This is a genomic window from Parvularcula marina, assembly GCF_003399445.1.
Classification (GTDB): Bacteria; Pseudomonadota; Alphaproteobacteria; order Caulobacterales; family Parvularculaceae; genus Parvularcula; species Parvularcula marina.
Genome location: NZ_QUQO01000001.1, coordinates 2,509,846 through 2,529,457, shown reverse-complemented (window position 1 = coordinate 2,529,457; position 19,612 = coordinate 2,509,846). Strand labels below are relative to the sequence as shown.

Annotated in this window: 15 protein-coding genes and 1 other RNA gene; 8 read left to right on the top strand and 8 right to left on the bottom strand. The window is 58.3% G+C overall.

All coding sequences use genetic code 11. From position 1 onward, the window contains the following. Positions 1-3: 3 nt before the first annotated feature. Complete coding sequence (locus DX908_RS12205) at positions 4-1,122, bottom strand: hypothetical protein (protein WP_116392590.1); 1,119 nt, start codon at positions 1,120-1,122, stop codon at positions 4-6. Positions 1,123-1,233: 111 nt separating this feature from the next. After that, positions 1,234-1,600, bottom strand: a transfer-messenger RNA (tmRNA) gene (gene ssrA, locus DX908_RS12200). A 138-nt stretch (positions 1,601-1,738) separates the two neighbouring features. On the opposite strand from ssrA, the gene DX908_RS12195 reads away from it, so the two are divergent. Then, complete coding sequence (locus tag DX908_RS12195; RefSeq protein ID WP_116392589.1) at positions 1,739-2,041, top strand: helix-turn-helix domain-containing protein; 303 nt, start codon at positions 1,739-1,741, stop codon at positions 2,039-2,041. A 92-nt stretch (positions 2,042-2,133) separates the two neighbouring features. Continuing rightward, positions 2,134-4,962 carry a pentapeptide repeat-containing protein gene (locus DX908_RS12190; protein WP_116392588.1) on the top strand — a complete coding sequence of 943 codons (2,829 nt, stop codon included), beginning with the start codon at positions 2,134-2,136 and terminating at the stop codon, positions 4,960-4,962. 2 nt (positions 4,963-4,964) lie between these two features. Here the strand turns inward: DX908_RS12190 and DX908_RS12185 are convergent, their stop codons facing one another. Together DX908_RS12185 and DX908_RS12180 are read right to left on the bottom strand one after the other, a co-directional pair. Beyond that, on the bottom strand, positions 4,965-7,826 hold the full coding sequence (locus tag DX908_RS12185) for a M16 family metallopeptidase (RefSeq protein WP_199564700.1): 2,862 nt from the start codon (positions 7,824-7,826) through the stop codon (positions 4,965-4,967). 88 nt (positions 7,827-7,914) lie between these two features. Next, positions 7,915-8,889: a hypothetical protein gene (locus DX908_RS12180; RefSeq protein WP_116392587.1), complete on the bottom strand. Its 975-nt coding sequence runs from the start codon at positions 8,887-8,889 to the stop codon at positions 7,915-7,917. A 103-nt stretch (positions 8,890-8,992) separates the two neighbouring features. Here DX908_RS12180 and DX908_RS12175 point away from each other — a divergent pair, with 103 nt between their 5' ends. From DX908_RS12175 to DX908_RS12165, 3 genes are read left to right on the top strand one after another with little or no spacing between them, the layout of a single operon-like run. Next, positions 8,993-9,787 carry a thymidylate synthase gene (locus DX908_RS12175; protein WP_116393097.1) on the top strand — a complete coding sequence of 265 codons (795 nt, stop codon included), beginning with the start codon at positions 8,993-8,995 and terminating at the stop codon, positions 9,785-9,787. After that, positions 9,784-10,326, top strand: coding sequence for a dihydrofolate reductase (locus tag DX908_RS12170; RefSeq protein WP_233508689.1), 543 nt, complete (start codon positions 9,784-9,786; stop codon positions 10,324-10,326). The genes DX908_RS12175 and DX908_RS12170 overlap by 4 nt, the downstream gene beginning before the upstream one ends. Next, on the top strand, positions 10,304-11,146 hold the full coding sequence (locus DX908_RS12165; RefSeq protein ID WP_116392586.1) for an enoyl-CoA hydratase-related protein: 843 nt from the start codon (positions 10,304-10,306) through the stop codon (positions 11,144-11,146). Before DX908_RS12170 ends, DX908_RS12165 begins: the two co-directional genes overlap by 23 nt. A 28-nt stretch (positions 11,147-11,174) precedes the next feature. On the opposite strand, the gene DX908_RS12160 is transcribed toward DX908_RS12165, so the two are convergent. From DX908_RS12160 to DX908_RS12145, 4 genes are all read right to left on the bottom strand, one after another. Next, positions 11,175-11,600 carry a hypothetical protein gene (locus tag DX908_RS12160; protein ID WP_147303792.1) on the bottom strand — a complete coding sequence of 142 codons (426 nt, stop codon included), beginning with the start codon at positions 11,598-11,600 and terminating at the stop codon, positions 11,175-11,177. 140 nt (positions 11,601-11,740) lie between these two features. Further along, the gene (speE, locus tag DX908_RS12155; protein WP_116392584.1) at positions 11,741-12,628 is read right to left on the bottom strand and encodes a polyamine aminopropyltransferase; all 888 of its coding nucleotides are present in this window, start codon (positions 12,626-12,628) and stop codon (positions 11,741-11,743) included. Next, on the bottom strand, positions 12,625-13,086 hold the full coding sequence (speD, locus tag DX908_RS12150) for an adenosylmethionine decarboxylase (RefSeq protein WP_116392583.1): 462 nt from the start codon (positions 13,084-13,086) through the stop codon (positions 12,625-12,627). Before speD ends, speE begins: the two co-directional genes overlap by 4 nt. Beyond that, a complete protein-coding gene (locus tag DX908_RS12145) occupies positions 13,083-14,150 on the bottom strand; it encodes a type III PLP-dependent enzyme domain-containing protein (protein ID WP_233508688.1) in 1,068 nt (355 codons plus the stop codon). The genes speD and DX908_RS12145 overlap by 4 nt, the downstream gene beginning before the upstream one ends. A gap of 374 nt (positions 14,151-14,524) precedes the next feature. On the opposite strand from DX908_RS12145, the gene DX908_RS12140 reads away from it, so the two are divergent. From DX908_RS12140 to DX908_RS12130, 3 genes are all read left to right on the top strand, one after another. Then, complete coding sequence (locus tag DX908_RS12140) at positions 14,525-16,240, top strand: alkaline phosphatase D family protein (RefSeq protein WP_158548736.1); 1,716 nt, start codon at positions 14,525-14,527, stop codon at positions 16,238-16,240. Positions 16,241-16,417: 177 nt separating this feature from the next. Next, complete coding sequence (locus DX908_RS12135; protein WP_116392580.1) at positions 16,418-18,316, top strand: type I secretion system permease/ATPase; 1,899 nt, start codon at positions 16,418-16,420, stop codon at positions 18,314-18,316. After that, complete coding sequence (locus DX908_RS12130) at positions 18,313-19,611, top strand: HlyD family type I secretion periplasmic adaptor subunit (protein ID WP_116392579.1); 1,299 nt, start codon at positions 18,313-18,315, stop codon at positions 19,609-19,611. Before DX908_RS12135 ends, DX908_RS12130 begins: the two co-directional genes overlap by 4 nt. Position 19,612: the final 1 nt, after the last annotated feature.

Genomic DNA, 19,612 nt, shown 5'->3' with positions numbered 1-19,612 from the left:
CGCTCACGGGTTACGCGCATCCCATAGCCGCCACATCACTTCACGGGCTTCCGTTTCAGCCGGCGTGTTCGGATAGGTGCCCTGCTCATGACTGCCGCCATGACCGGATGCTGTCATTTTTATCCAATTGGCGGTGAAGGTTTTCTGCAGGATCGCCCTGTGCCGCGCGATCGGTTTAGTTGGATTACAGAGCTTGTTATCACTCACCAGCTTACGGACGGTCTGCGTATAGGCGCGATAGATCTGCTCGGCATGGACAAGCTCATGCTCCACGACCAGCCACCGTTCGACCTTAGGCATGTCGATCGTCTTTGCGGGATTGGCGCCTTTCCGGCTTTGCGTAATCGCCAGATGCGTTTCGGTGAAAGGCTGGCCGATCTTTTTCTTGTTCACCTCAACCGTGGGGATCACGAGGACATATAGTCCGTTCGTGCCGTCAACCGGCTGGGAGAGCACCTTGATATATTCATAAGGCCGCTGGATGCGCCCGAAGGTTTTCTTTGACGCAAGGTTCCGGTCAACGACATTCACCTGATATTCAAAGATGATGGTGCATTTTTCGAATTCATATTTATCCGTATGCCACCCGCGATACTCGATAGCGATCTGGCCATTCTCCCGGCCGAACATGCGGATTTCAGGATTCACCTTCTCCTTGTTCCGGCGCACCCCATCGGGCAGCCGGATGGCGGCCAGAACCCGGCCTGTTGATTTCTGAAAAAGAAGCGCCCGCGTGCCGAGGATTTGCAACGCCTCTGGCATCTGGCTCATCGCGATGCCGTATTCTGCGGCCAGTAGCATCGCCTCACTTTGCGTCTTTGTCCCCTCAAGGACGATTTCCGCCTTGCCCTCCTCCAGCAGGGCGGCGAACGACATCAGTGCTGGATCGGGTGAGAGATCAAGCTCAAGCTCCATTGCCTCGGCATTCTCAGAGCCTGTATCCTCTTCTTCGATCCGCTCCGGGATCGGAATATTCCGCTCGATTTCCTCGCGCTCGAGATCTTCATAAAGCGGCGGGAATTCTGACGGCTCAACCGGTTCGACCGGCTCCTCCTGCGCCTGCGCCACACCGAACGCCGTCGCGGCAAGCAAGATCGCGCAAATTCGTTTTTTTGACTTCATGACACCCTCCCCGTGAGCCCACCTTGGTGACACCCTAAAAAGGAGACGCCAACGCGCAAGCTTTCACCGCATACGAGTGCAGCTCAGCGAGAAAGCTTTGGAGAGGGATAAAGTCGGCGATTCTGTTGCCAGGTTCGCCGGGACCCCGCCCAGACCGGGATGGGTCTGGGACTTAAATGCGGTTTTCTCGCACTGCGTTACGCAGCGAGAGCGAAACCTTCCGAAGAGTTGTCATTTGCAACTATTCTAAGTGGCCCAATAACGGAGACCATCCGAGCGAAAGCAGAACCTTTACACGTCCGTCGATACTATTTCGGCCCCGCCACAATCCTCACACCACTTATCGTCGTGAGGCCTCTGGTGGAGCCGCCGGGTACCGCCCCCGGGTCCGGGCCGCTTATTACGAGCGCCATTTATCGCCATAGATACCGAAGCATCACGGACACATATAGCGTCCAAGGGTGAAGGTTTGAAGAGCGCGCGGCCCGTAACGCACCGACAACTGTCGAAAAAATACGCACATCGCGCGCCTGTCTGTTACGAGTCTGCAACAAAAATCCCTTATATAGCGGGCATGGACAGTCGATAGCGGGGAGCTCGACCGGTGGGAAAACGGATGGAGCCTCACGATTTCAAAAAGTGGCGAAAGTCACTTGGATACTCGCAGAAAGACGCCGCGGACGCCCTCGGGCTGAAACGGCGGATGATCCAGTATTATGAAAAGGGCGAGCGGGACGGCGAAAACGTTCACATCCCCCTTTCTGTCGCCCTTGCCTGTTATGCCCTCTCTGTTGGCGTCACCAATTATCGGGGGCCGTCCAAAAAGGTCGACCGCGCCGAAGACGGCAAGGACGCAAAAGAAGTCAAAGAGGTCAAAGACCCCAAGGACGAAAAAGAGGACACCGACAAGGCTGCCTGAGGTGACAATTCAATTTCGCCGTAAAGGTGTAGATTTGGGTTCACTTATATCACCGGGAGAAATAGGCATAATGCTCAATTGAAGGAGCGTCTATGTCAGTCGGTATCCAGATTTTACCGCCGCAGAAATCGATCGAAATCAACTGGGGAGCATTGTTCGACTCATCCGTAGACGCGAGTGCGGTCGGCGCGATCACAGCAATGAGCGGGGCGACATCTCCGCGCGCCCTGGCGACGTTCATCAAATCACTTCGCAAAACAGTTGTTCTGGAGGAACCGCCGGGGAGCCGAGCTTGGTACTTGGTCGGACTCTGCTTTTCGCACGCCGTAGATCAGGTGTTCCCCGGCGATGAACACACAAACAAACATGACGCGGCGATTGCGTCCATGGAAACTGCGGTCGAAGAACTTCGCACGCAGGATTTCTTCCTGACACCGAAATTTTTTGAGAAGCCAGCTGATACCCCTCTATATAATCTCTTGCGGGATGGGTTTTTCGCGGCGATTGACGGCGAGAAGAATATTCCATCCGATGCCTACGGACAATTGCATGGCGTCATGTCGACTGCCCTCCACTTTCTGACGGCTGATGGTGGTGATTTGTTTGGTGACTTGCGCGAACGCGCGGCCAGCGGCTTCGAGGCCGCCAAGTTGGAAGACGATTGGTTCGCCTACCGCCAACATCTGATTGACATGGTTGAAAAAGAGCCAATTTGGGGACAAGAGGAAACCGGCGTCACACTGAGTGATCTCTACATCGATACAAGAGCCCGACGAGCCAAGGTCGACAAGAAAGACGCACTACCAGAGTACTTGGTCAGCTTGGCGCACGATTTGGACAAGTGGCTCTCGACGCAGTGTTCCAAGGATCACGCTGTTGCCGTGCTTTCGGGCGGTCCGGGTTGTGGAAAATCTTCCTTCGCGAAAATGTACGCTGCCAAACTTGCGAAGAACGCGAATTATCGCCCGATCTTTGTCGATCTTCAGCACATTGAAGACACCGACGATTTGAGAGCAAGGATAGAAACACGATTTTGCGATGAAAAGCGGCATTTCGAGTCGCACCCATTAGCCGATGCGAGTGCTAGCAGGCCGTTTGTCCTGATTTTCGACGGCTTGGATGAACTGGTATTTCCTCAAAGCGGCGGCGCGAAAGAAGTCGCTGAGTCTTTCTGGGTCAGCCTCAACAAACTCATGAAATTGATGAACGATGGAGGTGAGATCCGGGCGCGGGCAATCGTCTCGGGCCGCGATCCCATCATCCAGGCTGCGTTAGGTCACTACCTCGCCAGAGAAATGCCGCGCACACAAATTTACCATGTCTGCGGATATGAAAACCTGGAGGAATTCGAAGCAGCAGAGCCGGTTGATAACAGCGATCAGCGCAGCCTATTCTGGTCAAGATATGTCACGGCTCTCAAGAACGAAAAACTCCGCTCAAGAACGCCGCCGGTTCTCAGCGATCAAAGCCTCGGCACACTGACATTTGAACCACTGCTCTGCTATCTCCTCGCCCTTACGGGCCTCGCCAAGGAAAGCTTTGATAAGGAAATTACGAACCGAAATGTTGTCTATCAGAGTTTGATTGATGAAGTCTGGGAACGGCGCGAGCGGGAAGGTAAGAAGGGGCCTATTTTAGCTTTCGATAATCAAGATGAATTTGAACAGGTTCTTGAATTTATTGCCCTCGCTGCGTGGCGGAGCGGTGATCCACGGTCTGCTGATTACAACGGCTTCTTAAGCGCAATCGAGAATCAGGATGCTGAAGCGATCTGGGAAAAATTTCTCAATGAAATGGCAGGCCCGAACAGCCTTGAGCCTTCGACGGAGGGCTTCTCGACACTGGCACTGAGCTTCTTTTTCAGGAACTCATCCGCGCAGAACAAGGGTTTTGAGTTTAGCCATAAGACTTTTGGTGAATACCTCGCCGCAAGATGCATCACCCGTTTCCTGAAGGACCCCAATACACTCTCAACTTTCAGAAAAATCCGTACCAGTCAGAAACTTCAGGAGTGGTTGTCGCTGACAGGCGACGCGGCTCTGACAGAAGAAATCGCTGGCTTCATCGAAGGTGAGATGATGCTGCGTTCCGTTGATGAACTCGACAATCTCCGCGAAGCGCTAGCCCATGCCATGAGGGTCACCGTGAAGGAGGGCATGCCGGTCAAAATCGGCGATAAGGAGACTTGGCGGGCAGCGGAAACCCGGCAACGTCATGCGGAAGGCACCCTGCTTCAGGCCTTAAGCTTGGTCAGTTTCGTCTTGATGCAGAAAAATAACGATGCGGAGCCGATTTCTCCTTTACCGGATGACGCGGTTGATTACACATCGCGGCAACTTCTCGATCGCCTTTATCTGACTGGTGATCGATCTGGCACCAGTAGTGCTCGACTGGATGGAATAAACCTTAGTAATGGTAATCTGGAGGCCTTAAACTTATACGGCGCAGATCTGAGAGATTCAAATTTTAGCCACGCAAACTTTACAGGGGCGTCCCTAACCGAGGCAGACCTGACACGCTCGAACTTGAAAGGAGCGCAGCTGGGGGCCGCGAATCTGATGGAAGCAAGCCTGATAGACGCGGTCTTGCCTCACGCGGGTCTAAGTACCGCGCACCTGAGTCTCGCGGTTCTAACAAACGCAGTCCTGCATCACGCGGATATGATGGCCACGGATCTAATAGATGCAAACCTGAATCACGCCGACCTGAGATTCGCGGACCTAAGAGGCGCGGACCTAAGCGGCGCGGACCTAAGAGGCGCCGACCTAATCGATACAAACTTTCACGGAGCTAATATTCACGGCGCTGATTTCCGCGGGGCCCGTGGGTTCACCAAAGCACAACTGACCTCGGCGAAAAACTGGCAGAAAGCGCTGGTCGATCCCGCACTTGAGACCTGCCAACCACCGTCTGACGAATAGTCCTACTCGACAGGATCGACCATCACCGGCTCACCGAAGCCAAGGTCGCCGAGGCGCCCGGCTTGGGTTTCGGCATCTCCGACCACGACATAATTCATCGCGCCCGGAAGAATATAGGTGGTCGCAAGACGGCGGAATTCCGCAAGATCCACCGCCTCTAGCCGGGCTGCGTTCTGCGCCTGATAATCTTCCGGATAGCCATAAGTGCTGATCTCGGAGAGTACGCCGAGCTTCTCGCCCAGTGTTTCGGTCTGAAGCGCCTGCTGACGCAGCAGCGCTTCTTTCATTTCCTGCAGCCGGTCCTCATCGAAACTCTCGCCATAGCTGGCGAGCAGATCCCGGATCAGCTCAAGCGACTCGAGGGTTACATTCGTCCGCACACTGGTGGAGACGGTATAGAACCCGCGATCCTCCGTGCCGGAGAAGAAAGAGCGGGCCCCATAGGTGTAACCCTTGTTCACCCGCAGCTCATTATTGAGATCGGAGGTGAAGGTGCCGCCGAGATAATAATTGATCGCCTGCGCCAGTGGATAATCCGCATCAACCGCGCTCAGGGAGGGCCGCTGCGCCCTGATGACCGATTGCTTCGCGCCCGGCACATCATAGAAATATAGAGCCGCCTCGCTCACATCTTGCGGCTGGGCCGGAGCGTCCGTTTCAGGCGCCTCGCCTTTCCAGTCCGCGGCAAGCGGCGCGAAAGCGGCTTTGACGTCTACCAATTTAACATCGCCCACGACCCGCAGAGCCGCACGGCCCGGCTTGTAGGCCGCCGCATGGAAGTCCTTGAGGTCCTCCATCGTGATGGTCTCAAGCTGCGCCTCGGTGCCGTAGCTGTCATAGTGGAAGATGTGATCCTCCCCATAGAAAAGCTCGCGTGACACCCGGCCGGCCAGCGCATTCGGATTGGCCTTGGCAAGGACGAATTGCTGCGCCACCCGGCGCTTGAGAAGATCGAACTCTTCCTCGTCCCAGCGCGGCTCGAGCAGCATTTCCTCAAGCAGAGCAACCGTCTCGTCAAAATTCCGCGCCAACGTCGTCCCGCTGATGAAGGTCGCCGTGCTGCCCGCCGAAATATTGATCTCTGCCCCGAGCAATTGAAGGGCCTCTTCAAGCTCCGCGACGGTTTTGTTCGCCGTCCCGCGCGTGAGGAGATCCGCCGTTAAGGCCGGCACCCCGACCTTCTCGATATCGGCACGGTCCTGCCCGGCATCAATCCGTAGGCTGAATTGCACGACCGGCACTTCGCTCGTCGTGATGCCATAGACGGCAATGCCATTTTTCAGGTTGGCCTTGTAGATTTCAGGTTTCGGTAGATCATAGGGCTCACCGAAGGGCGGCTCCACCGATCGGTCAAAGGCGGACGGAGTCGGTTCGAAAGTGCGGGCCGTCGGATCGAAATCGACCGGCGCGCCTTCCCCCTCAACGATCACCTCTTCCTTGATGTCCGCTTTGCCCGCGCCCTCAAGCACGAGGTCAAGCTGGCCCTGCGGCACGAAGGACAGGGCGACATAGTTGCGGTCCTTAAGATAGGTCTCATAGACCCGCATCACATCATCGGCGGTCACGGCAAGCGTGCGTTCGATATCCGTGCTGACGAAACCGGGATTGCCCGTGAACAGATTATACTGGCTGAGGCTGATCGCCTTGCCGACGACGCTTTGCAGGTTCCCATAGAACTCGACCTCGATACCGGCCTTGATCCGCTTGAGATCGTCTTCGCTGATCCCGTTTTCCTCAAAGCGCCGGAAGCCTTCCTCAATCGCGGGCATCAGCTCATCAAGATCGCCGCCTTCCTGCGCCGTGACGATGAGATAGAGCTCCCCTGCAATCTCCGAGGTCGAATTATACATGGTGACACCGGAGGTGAGTTTCTCCTCATCGATCAGCACCATGTTGAGCGGCGCCTTCTTGCCCTCGGCAAGATAGGTGGTGAGGATATCGAGCGCGTATGCGTCCTTATGGAACTGCTCGACCGACGGCCAGGCCATCGCCAGCCGGGGCGCGCGCGCGAACTGGTCCTCGTGATAGAGCGAGACGGTGTCTTCGAGCTCCGCGGCTCTTGGCGGCAGGGGCGCGATATCTTCCCCGCGCGGAATATCACCGAAGTATTTCTCGACCCAGATCTTCGCCTGTGCGGGATCAATATCTCCGGCAATCGTCAGCGTCACATTATTCGGTACATACCAGCGCTTATAGAAGGCAACGACATCTTCGAGGGCTGCGGCATCAAGGTCTTCAAGCGATCCGATGACCGGCCAACTATAGGGGTGATCCTCCGGGTAGAGAAGTTCGGAGAAAAGCGGATACATATAGCCGTAAGGCTGGTTGTCATAACTTTGCCGCTTCTCGTTCTTCACCACCTGCTTTTCATTGGCGAGGACATCGGCGCTGACAGTCTTGATGAAAAAGCCGAGCTTCTCGGCCTCGGCCCAGATGATCTTCTCGAGCCCGTCGGCCGGGGCATCCTGGTAATACTGGGTCATGTCAGAGGTCGTAAAACCGTTGACCGTCGTCCCGCCGATGCGGGTGTTCATCTCATCGAGCCCGCCATAGCCGAGATTCTCGGAGTCCATGAAAAGGAGGTGCTCGAACAGATGCGCAAAGCCGGTGCGGCCCGGCAGTTCGCGGGAGGAGCCGACATGGGCGGCGATATTGATGGCGACGACAGGATCGGAGCTGTCCTGATGCAGGATCACTTGCAGTCCGTTATCGAGGACGAATTTCTCATAGGAGACATTGAGGACAGGCGCCGCCGCGCTCGACTGGGCGGCGTCTGCACTCCGCGCGCCTCCCTCGTCTGAAGCACAGGCCGCAAGCGCCATAACGAGCGCGAGACCGCCCGCACTAATCATCCATTTTGACATCTGCCCGATCCTCTATCGCCGAAAAAATTATTGCTATACGATAAAGCGTAGCCTGTCATCCGGCCCTGAGCGGAGCCGTTTAGTCCCCTCAATACCAGGGACCGTGTCCCCCATCCTGCTCACGGCCCGGCACAGGCGCGGCCAGCATCAGGATCAGGCTCGCATAGATGGCGATGACAAACCCCTGAACGAGGTTTGAGGAGAGGAATATCCCGGCGAACAGCCGTCCCGGCCCTTCCCCCGCCCCAATCGTCGATGTTGTTCCGGCCACGACGCTTTGGGTCAGCTCGTCGACGAAATCATCCATGGTCGAGACCGCCAAGATGATGTTCGAGAAACTCGCATCCAGTGTCACGCCGCAATGGTTCCGGCGCAGGGCCTGCTCTTTCTTGCGGCGATCCGCGCCCGTCCCGAAAAGCCAGTCAATCGGCCCCTTGATCTCTTTTGCCTCCAGCGCCGCCATCTCGTCTTCAAGATCAGGACAGACCGCGTCATTCCGCACATCATCGGCATCGCGGATGACATCGACGAGCGCGAAAGCGGATGGCCGCTCGACCGGCGAGATTGCTTGTGCGGCAAAGGCGCCGACGGAAAAGAGGAGGCAATAAAGCCAGATGAAGCGGAACATCGACCAGCGATAGCCGAGCCCTTGGGTGAACCGGTTGACCAGCATCCCTGAGACAACCGCCAGAAAGAGGACGATCAGAAAGACGTAAAGCGTGCTCATCCGTTCCATCTCTAGATCGGCGACGGTCAGCCCGACGACTTTGAGCTGCGGCTCGCTGAGGAAAGCCGGGAAGGTGAAAAGCGCCGCCGCGCCAACAGCCAGCGCCCGCGCGATCCCGCTGCCGATAGCGAGCGTCCAGGCCGCCATCGCCCCCAGCTCGAACGCGTCATCGCCATAGAAAAAGGGCCGCTCGATCCGAAGGCGCTTGAGGTCCATCGGCAGGGAAAGGATCAGCGTGATCAGCGCCGTTGCCGCCGCAAATCCGCGGACGGGGGCATTGAAGGCAAGCGCCACAATGCCTGCGCTGATCAGCAGAAATACGAATATCGCGCGCATGGCCCATGTCCCCTCGGGCCGATCATGCTGCCTTGGCCGGAATGAAGTCAATCTGGCGCAATGCCCCCTTTCGAATCGCGCTGGCCTTCGCCACATTGGGGGCATGCAAGCCTATCTCGATCTTCTCGCCCGCGCGCTTCACGACGGGGTGGAACGCGGCGACCGCACCGGCACGGGGACGCGCGGCGTCTTCGGCCATCAGATGCGCTTTGACCTCTCAGAGGGGTTCCCGCTGGTCACCACCAAGAAGTGCCATATCCGATCCATCGTGCACGAACTTTTATGGTTCCTGAAGGGCGATACGAATATCGGCTATCTCACCGAGAACAAGGTCTCGATCTGGGATGAGTGGGCGGATGAGAATGGCGATCTCGGGCCTGTCTACGGACAGCAATGGCGGTCATGGCCAAAGCCGGATGGCGGCACGGTCGATCAGATCGCGTGGGTGCAGAATGAAATCCGCACCAATCCCAATTCGCGGCGGCTAGTTGTCTCCGCATGGAACCCCGGACAGCTGGACCAGATGGCACTCGCCCCCTGCCACTGCCTCTTTCAGTTCTATGTCGCGGACGGCAAGCTTTCTTGCCAGCTTTATCAGCGGTCGGCGGATATCTTCCTCGGCGTGCCGTTCAATATCGCGTCCTACGCGCTTCTCACCCATATGATGGCGCAATCCTGCGGGCTGGAGCCCGGCGATTTCGTCCATTCCTTTGGGGATGCGCATCTCTATCTCAATCATATCGAGCAGGCGAAAGAGCAGCTCTCACGCACCCCGCGCGCACTGCCGCAGCTCGAGCTGAACCCGGAGATCACCGACATTTTCGGCTGGACCTATGACGACATCAAGGTCACGGGATATGATCCGCACCCGGCCATCAAGGCCCCGGTGGCCGTGTGATCCCGGCCATTTCTCCAGAGCCGATCCTCAGCCTCGTCGTGGCAATTGCCCGCAATGGTGTCATCGGGCGCGAAGGCGATCTTCCCTGGCGGATGCGGGACGATCTTAAATGGTTCAAGGAAATTACGACCGGCAAACCCATCATCATGGGACGGACGACCTGGGACAGCCTTGGGCGGCCTTTGCCCGGTCGGCTCAATATCGTGATCTCGCGCGGCAGGCCCGACCTGCCCGAAGGCGTGCTGCTCGCAAACAGCCTCGATGAAGCAATCCTGCTCGCCGGCGCGGCGGAAGAAATCTGCGTCATCGGGGGGGCTGCCATCTACGCCCTCGCCCTCCCCCGCGCCGAGCGGCTTTATGTGACGCAGATCGAGGCCGATATCGATGGTGACACTATGTTTGAGCTGCCTTCTCGGGATGAGTGGACGGTCAAACAGATCCGTCGCATCGACGCTTCGGACCGGAACGATTACCCTGCGGTGATCGAACAATGGGACCGCGAGGCAGAAGCAGAACATGACGCAGCAATTCACGATTGAGACGGACGGCCCGGTCGCCACGCTCACGCTTGACCGCGCCGAGAAGCGCAACGCCCTCGCCCTTCCCTTCTGGGAGGATTTCCCTGCCGCGATCGAGGAGCTTGATAAGTCCGGCGACATCCGCGCCATCGTGATTGCCGCCAACGGTCCGCTCTTTTGTGCCGGGATCGACCTTTCCGCCTTTGCCGGGGTCGCAGGCGACCGCTCGAAACTGGGCGCTGCCGCCCCGCTCGACTTCATCGAGAAAGTCGGCCGTATGCAGAGGACGTTCACCGTCCTCGAAGAAGCGCGCGTGCCGGTGATTGCTGCCATTCACGGCAAATGCCTTGGCGCCGGGGTCGACATGATCACGGCCTGCGACATCCGGCTGGCCACGAAGGATGCAGCCTTCTCTGTCTATGAGATCCATATCGGCATGACGGCCGATGTCGGCACCTTCCCGCGCCTTCTCAACCATCTGCCCGAAGGGCTGGTGCGCGAGCTTGCCTATACGGGCCGCGAGATGGGCGCCGAGGAAGCCTTGCGCTACGGCCTCGTCAATCATGTCCATGAGACACACGAGGATGTGATCAGCGCCGCACAAGACATGGCCCGGGATATCGCGACCAAAGCCCCGATGGCCGTTCATGGCTGCAAACGGGCGATCACCTATTCCCGCGACCACAAGACGAAGGAAGCGCTCGATTATATCGGGCTGTGGAATGCCTCCATGCTGAACCCGTCAGAGCTGATGACCGCAGCCGCCGCAAAACAGAGCGGGCAGCCCGGACAGTTTGCGAAGCTGCCACAAAAAACCCGCCTCGATGAGGCGGGTTCGTAATTCCTGTCAGGTTGGATGCGCCTAAAGCTTAGATCACATCCGGCCAGTAGCGCCGCTTGATCAGGATACCGATCACCACGACCAGCAGGATCGGGCCGCTGACGAAACCGATGACCAGCAGCGAGCCGAGAGCAACCCCAAGGGCGCCCATCGCCGTTGCCACAATGGTGGCGACCAGCGCGACAACTGCGCCAAGGCCTGCTGCACCAACGCTTGCCAGCGCACCCAGCACGCCAAGAGCGGCACCGCCGGTGACTTCTACGAAATTCATCTCGCTGATCGTGCGATCGCCGATATAGACGATGCCTTCACCGAAACGGTACGCGGCAACAGCTGCCGCGGTGACCACAAGTGCGAAAGCAGCGGTAACTGGACCAATCAGGCTCCATGCCTGTCCTTTAGAAGACGCTGTCTTCCCTGAAGGAACGTCGTCTGATCCTGTGTCTTGTGACATTATCTTTTCCCCATCATCTGCCGATGCATATCACTTTGTCGCAGGGTATAGCTCTTTCAAGCGCAAGAGCTGTTGTAATTGGGCAACTACATCCGTAATCGTCACGAGTCGAGGCTGAAACAAGGCAACCGCCTGATCCCTCAGCCAAATTCGCCAGTGTCTAGAATGTGAGAAATATAGGCCGGCAGGGCAAATGCCCCCTGATGGGCCGCCGCAGAGTAATATCTGAAAGGATGAATGTTTGCGGATTTTACACGTTCGCTGAGGGTCTCAAGGTCCGGATTTTCCCCTCCGGCCCGCGCAAAACCGAGCGTCATGATTCCCCCCGAATAGGCCGGGACCGCAATCGAGTAGAATGTAGGGGCCTCAAAACTGGCCTTCTGGTTCAGATAAGCGGTGCGCAGCTCATTCGGCTGCAAGAAGGGCAGACCGCATTGCGTAATCATGATGCCCTCCTCTGTGAGGCAGGGGCGGCAGTCGCGATAGAACTCTTCGGTGAAGAGGACTTTGCCGGGGCCAACAGGGTCGGTTGAATCGACAAGGATGACGTCGAACTTCTGGTCCGTGTCCTTCACGAATTTCGCGCCGTCCGCGATCACGAGGTTGAGGCGCGGATCATCGAACGCCCCGTCCGAAATCGTCGGGAACCATTCTTTGGAGAAATCGACAACCGAGCCTTCGATCTCGACCATGGTGCAATGCTCGACCGTCTGATGACGGAAGACTTCGCGGATCGCGCCGCCATCACCGCCGCCAATGACGAGCACGCGTTTCGCGTTGCCATGGGCGAACAGCGGCACATGGACGAGCATCTCGTGATAGATGAACTCATCGCGCGTTGAGACCTGAATGAAGCCCTCAAGCGCGAAAAGCCGTCCGAAGACTTCATTTTCAAAAACGATCAGGTGCTGGTGATCGACTTCCCCTTCGAAAAGGATGTTGTCGATACGAAGCGAGTGACCGATCTCATCGGTCACCTGCTCCTTGAACCATTTCTGCCCGTCGATTTCGAAAATGAAGCGGCTCACAGGGACGCCGCCTCATCGCTGAGCATTTCTTCAATGCGGTCACCGCGCAGATGCGTTCCCACACTGACATTCTCGGCTTTGAAGGCATTCTGCAGAATGCCGATTGCCCGCTCAGGCTTGGCATCGCCGCACATGAAGACGTCAAAGGCCGCGTAATTGGCTTCCGGCCAGGTGTGGACCGAGATGTGGCTCTCCGCGAGGACAGCCACGCCCGACAGCCCGCCCGACGGCAGGAAGGTGTGAAGATGCATGTGCAGAAGCGTTGCGCCGCATTCTTCAACGCATTGCTTGAACGCCTTTTCCATCCGCGCCTTGTCGGTCAGCCCTTCGGCGCCATAGAGGTCGATGGTCAGATGCGTGCCCGCATATTTCTTACCGTCCCGCTCGATGAAATGATCAAGCGGCTGGCCAAGTTCATCATTGGCGACTTCGGTTGGGAATTGCAGAACCTGGCTCATTGGGAGACCTCCACCCGGCTCTCCGTATCGGCCGGCAGAAAGATGGTACCAAAAGGATCGTCCGTACATGTCACTTCGATGTACGATCCGTATCCGTTAAAATGACCGGCCATTGTGCGCCCATAGGCGCCCAGCATGCCAATCTCGATAAAGTCGCCGGGGCTGGTTTCAGCCGGCAGGAAGAACGGGCCCGGCATGTGGTCCGCGTCATCACAGGTCGGACCATAAAACCGGAAAGGCGCAGCCATGCCGTCGCGGCCCAGCGTTTTTGCCGGGAACCGCCAGCCAAGGTGGCCGGCATCATAAAGCGTGCCGTAGACCCCATCATTGATATAGAGGTCAAAGTCGCGCTGGCTTTCCACACGGACGATCAGGCTGGTCGCTTCTGCGACCAGTGCCCGGCCCGGCTCGCACCACAGCTCGGTCGTGTCCGTCGAAAGGAAAGTCTCGAAGCGGGCTTCGATCTCTTCAACGAAGCGCGACATGGCTTCGGGTTCCATATCCGGATAGCGCGCAGGGAAGCCGCCGCCGACATCGACGACATCAACGAGCACGCCTGACTGGATCACGACCTGCTCGACCATATCGAGCGCCCGGACATAAGCTGTCGGATCGAGCGTCTGGCTGCCCACATGGAAGCAGAGCCCAAGCTTGTGCGCGAGCAGACGGGTATGGCGCAGCAGCTCCGGCGCCGCATGACCGCGCGCACCGAATTTCCGGCCGAGCGAGACTTTGGCGTTAGAGTTGTCGACACCCAGCCGGACGCAAAGAGTCAGGTCGCGGGCATTGTCGGTCGCTGCCATGATCTTGGTCAGCTCACTCTCGCAGTCGAGCGAATAGATCCGCACGCCATGCTCGAAATAAGCCTCCCGGATCGCCTCGGACGATTTGACCGGGTTCATGAAAGCAAGCGTCGCATCCGGGAACTGCGCGCGGACCGCACGCACCTCAACGAGGCTGGCAACGTCGAAATGCTCGACACCGCCGGCGCGGATAGCGTTCAGCATCACCCGGTCAGGGTTGGCTTTTACGGCATAGAAAGTCTTGCCCGGGAAATTGTCCACGAACCACCGGGCCGCGCGCGTGGCGGCATGGGGGCGTTGACACAGAACCGGGTTCGACGGCGCAAGCGCACGAACTACGTGTTGGGAACTATGAAATTGGTCCACCTCATGGGGCCTCCTTTTGGACAGTGGCTACTGCGCGAGGGCACCCTGACCACCATTCAACAAAAAGCGCCGTCCCCCTGAGGGGCGTCCTCCGGACGTTAATCGGGTCGCGGCGAAGCGGCCAGATATAGATGACGACAGCCCATGTAAAGAGATCGCCGAAAAGATTTCCATTCCGCACCGCATAGAGGGCTGTCCCGATGCCCCTTTTGTTGCCAAACCGACACAAAGGGCTGCTTAAAAGAAGGCAGTTTCGGGAGGACGGTTTCATGCGGATTTCACGGCGTCAGGCCCTGATGGGCACATTGGCAGGCGGGCTCTCTGCCTGCGCCAGTACGGGCGGCAAAATGTTCACGGGGCTCGCCCCGGCGACCAGCGCAGCCTTCCGGCATGGGGTCGCCTCAGGCGATCCGGCGCGGGAGAGTGTCGTTCTCTGGACCCGCGTGACGACCGAGGATCAGGGCACGCTTCCCGTCACCGTCGAGATCGCCGCCGATCCCGCCTTCGGCCAGATCATCAGGACCATCGCGACAGAGGCCTCCCCTGCCCGCGACCATACGGTGAAAGTCGTCCCCGACGCGCTTGAGCCCGGCCGCACCTATTTCTACCGCTTCCTTGCCGCCGGCGAGACTTCCCCGACAGGCCGCACACGGACATTGCCGGAGAATGCCGAGGCGGTGAAATTCGCGGTCATGTCCTGCTCGAACTACCCGTTCGGCTATTTCAATGCTTACGACCACATGGCCCGCCGCGACGACATCGATGCGATGATCCATCTGGGCGACTATATCTATGAATATAGCTCCGATGCTTACGGCGGCGACACGGGCCGCGAGCTTGGGCGTGACCACTCCCCCCTGCATGAGATCGTCACGCTCGACGATTACCGCAAACGCCATGCTCAGTATAAAGCCGACCCCGGCTCTCGCGCAGCCCATGCCATGCATCCGATCATTCCGATCTGGGATGACCATGAGACGTCGAACAATTCCTGGGAAGGCGGCGCCCAGAACCACCAGCCTGACAGTGAAGGCACTTGGGATGACCGCCGGACCGCGGCGCTGATTGCCTATTATGAATGGATGCCGGTCCGCGAGCCCGAGCCCGGCAAGAGCCGCGAAGCCCTGTTCCGCGATTTTGACTGGGGCGGCTTCCTCTCGCTGTCCGCAATCGAGACGCGCCTTTTTGCGCGCGGCCAGCAGCTTGAATATTCCGAAATTGTCCCCGGCCTGAAAACGCCTGAGGACATCGAGCGTTTCAAACGCGAAGTGCTCAATAATCCCTCCCGCGAAATGATGGGCCGGGTGCAGCTCGATTATTTCGAGAAGGTCTTCAAACGCTCCGTTGCGGCCGGCCAGACATGGCGGGTCGTCGCCAACCAGATCATTATGGCGCGGGTCTTTGCCCCGAACCTCAAAGACCGGGTCAGCGAAGAGAAAATCGTCGAGCTGGAGAAAGAATGGGATCAGGTCCGCGCTTTCATCGAATTCTCGACCCTTGGCCTGCCCTATAATCTTGATGCGTGGGATGGATACCCTGCCGCTCGCGAGCGCTTCTATAATGTCGCCCGCTCAGCAGGCGCCCGCGACCTGATCGTCCTGACGGGCGACACGCATGAAGCCTGGGGCAATGACCTCTACGCTGATGATGACACGCGGATGGGTGTTGAGCTCGGCACCACGTCGGTCACCTCGCCGGGCGGCTCGAAATATCTCGGCACGGCGGCTTTTGACTATTCTCTCCTTCTCAGAAAGGAGAACCGCGACGTCCGTTTCCATGATCCGCTTCACCATGGATATTTCACGCTCGAGCTTAACGGGGATGAAGGACGTGTCGACTATGTCGGCCTTTCAACGATCCTGTCGCCCCAGTATGAAGCCACCACAGTTGCCTCGCTTGATCTCATTCGGCGCGGCGGTTCGGTCGAATTCGGGGCCAAACGGGGTCTTGGGTTTAAGGAGCGCGTTGTATTCGCTGCACATTAACCGGCACGACATTTGCGTTCCGGAGATTGCGCGGCCATAGACTTTCGGGGGCAGACTGGATGCAGCTCCTTCGCATCCACTTCGCACACGCGAGACTGGCAAGTTATTGCTACGCCGCCTCTTTTTTGACTGAACCCGATCGGCTAGCATGCTGATCGGTGGGGAGAGTGAGCGGACATGAGTGAAGAACGTCCTATGATGACGGATACAACGCCTGCGGCTGTGACGCCGACAAATGGCGCCGAGAGTGATGACCTGCGCGGCATCGAATCTCTTCCCGGTGATGAAAAGCCCAGCCGGAAGCTTGAAAAGCAGATGCGGCGCTATTTCTGGACGGTCTTTGGCTTTTCAGTGATCACGAACCTCCTGTTCCTGATCAGCCCGATGTACATGCTGCAGGTCTATGACCGCGTGATGTCGTCAGGCTCTTATGAGACGCTGATCGTCCTCAGTATTATCGCTGTCTTCCTGCTCCTCATTTACATTGCTGCCGATGGCGGCCGCCGCCGGACCCTGACACGGGCTGGCCAGTATATGGGTCAAGCGCTTGATGGCCTGACCCTGCGCCGCGGTCTTGCCTCTGCGAGCACGACCTCGACAGAGACGGTGAACGCCGTCGGTAACCTGTCCCGTCTTCAGACACTGATGATGCAAGGTGCCCTCGCCCCACTGTTCGACATTCCCTTTGTTGTTTTCTTCCTTGGCATTCTCTGGTTGATCCACCCTGTCCTCGGCGCCTTCGGTACAATCGGCGCTGGGATGCTTCTCGTGCTGGCTGTTGTCACCGACAAGATGAGCCGTGAGTCCGTTCAGGAAGCTGGCAAGCGCGATCAACGCGCGCAGAACCACCTTTCGCACCTTGTTCGTCAGCGTGCTGCCATCGTCTCGATGGGCATGAGCGACCGGGCGGTTGGCCACTGGCAAAAACTTCGCCGCGATGCGGCTGACGGCAATGTCGAGTCGATGGCCAAGTCGACCTACATGTCAGCCTCAACCCGCTCGCTGCGTCAGATCCTTCAGGTCGGCATTCTCGGCACCGGTGCCGCACTCGCAGTTTCCGGTCAGGTGACGCCGGGCACGATCATCGCGGGCTCGATCATCATGGGTCGCGGCCTTGCGCCGATCGACCAGACGGTTGCCATCTGGCGCCAAGTCATCATGGCCGGTCGCAGCTGGAAAGAGCTCAAGGAGTGGATCGACTCTTCTGCAGAAGGCTCCGTCCCGCTTGAGCACGATACCGTGACCGCCATGCCGCGGCCGGAACCTGTCCTCAAATTTGAGGAGTTCTCGGTCGGCGTTCCGGGGGCGGACAAACCTCTCCTGCCGCAGATGAGCCTCGACTTTGAGCCGGGCACCATCGTCGCCCTTCTCGGGCCGTCAGGCTCAGGTAAGACCTCCTTCCTGCAATCCTGCGCAGGCGCTTGGCCAGCTCATCACGGCTCCGCCCGCCTCGGCGGCCGCGACATCGCGACCTGGGATGCGCGCGACCGGGGCCGTTATGTCGGCTACCTGCCGCAGCATGTGGAACTGCTCACCGGCACTGTCTTTGAGAACATCTCACGCTTTACCGATCCGGACCCGGAAGAAGTCTTCACGGCCGCCCGTAGGATCGGTGCGCATGACATGATCCTGACCCTGCCCAAAGGCTATGACACGCCAATCGGCGAAGGCGGGGTCCACCTCTCCGCAGGTCAACGCCAGATTGTCGGACTCGCCCGGGCGATGTTTGCAGAACCCGCCCTGCTCCTGCTCGATGAGCCGACGGCTCACCTTGATGCCAATCTTGCCGCTGAGCTGATGAAGTTCTTCGGTGACCTTGCACGAGCGCCGCAGAGTGACCGTCCGTTGACGGCCATTATCGCGACACACGACCTTCGCCTGATCAATGCGGCCGACAAGGTCATGATCATCAAGGATCGCAAAATCGCTGTCTCCAACCGCGAAGATTATCTGCGCAAGGTCTCTGATCTCCGGCGCGGACAGCCCGGCGCCCAGCCGGCCCAAAAGCCGCGTCCTGCGGCCGGTCAGGTCGGCCAGATCACGCTTGATCGCGGCGTCACGGAGGACAAGTCATGAATACGGCTACCGCATTCTCGGATCGCTCGATCCGGCTCTCCGTTCTCGCCATCATCATCGGCTTCGGCGGCTTCGTTATCTGGGGCACATTTGCCAAGCTCGACGAGGGCGTCACTGCCTCCGGCCAGATTGTGGTTCAGGATAACCGCAAGGAAATCCAGCACCTTGAAGGCGGCATGATCAGCGCTGTCCACGTCAAGGAAGGTCAGATGGTCAAAGAGGGCGATGTCCTCATGGAACTGGCGCCCCTTCAATCTGAATCCGCTCGCGACGAACTCGCACAGGAATTTGCGGTCAGCTCGGCGAACATGATCCGCCTCACCGCTCTTCGCTCCGAAGAGAAGACGGTCGATTTCGCTCCGCTGAACGATATTCCGATCGATGACATTACTCGTGTCGATATCATTGAGCGCCAGCAGTCTCTCTTCAATCAGCAATGGGCTGCCCTGAATGCGGAGCTTTCCGTTCTGGAAAGCCGCCGGACAGCGTTGCGTACACGTCGCAATGACGTTGCCGGTGAGATCGACGCCACCGAACGGGCCCTGACAACCGCCCGCGAAGATCTCGCTTTGCGCCGCGAGCTGCTTGAGGAAAAACTCGAGACCATCGGCAATGTCAGCCGTCTCGAGCGTGAAGTTTCAAACCTTGAGGCCCAGCTTTCGGGGCTGAAAGGCGAGCGCAACCAGGCGATCCGGAATAGTGAGGAAGTCACCAACCAGATCCGCGAAGCCAAAGCCCGCTTTCAGGAGCGTGTCGGCCGGGAACTGCTTGAAGCTCAGGCCACGTCACTTGCCTCCCGCGAACGGCTGCTCGCAATGGATGACCGCCTTGCCCGTACCGTCCTTCGTGCACCACAAAGCGGCACTGTGCTCAATCTTGCGGCGACCACCATTGGTGGGGTCGTCAGCCCGGGCCAGACCGTCATGGAAATCGTGCCGGACACGGATGACCTGATCGTCATCGTTAGGCTCTCCCCGACGGACCGTGACGCGGTTCAGCCCGGTCAGGACGTTGAAGCCCAGTTCACCGCCTATAAGTCATTTCAGGTGCAACGGCTGGACGGTAAGGTCCTGGGTGTGAGCGCCGACCTTATTCAGGACGAAGTCTCTGGCGCCTTCTTCTACGAGACTCGCGTACAGCTCGATGCGTCTTCACTTGATCCGAACGGCCGAATCCAGATTATTCCGGGCATGCCGGTCGATACATTTATCGCCTCGGGGAGCAAACGTAGCTTTTTCGATTACGTCTTTGAGCCGATCCGTTCGACCATGCAGCGCGGCACGCGGATGAGCTGAC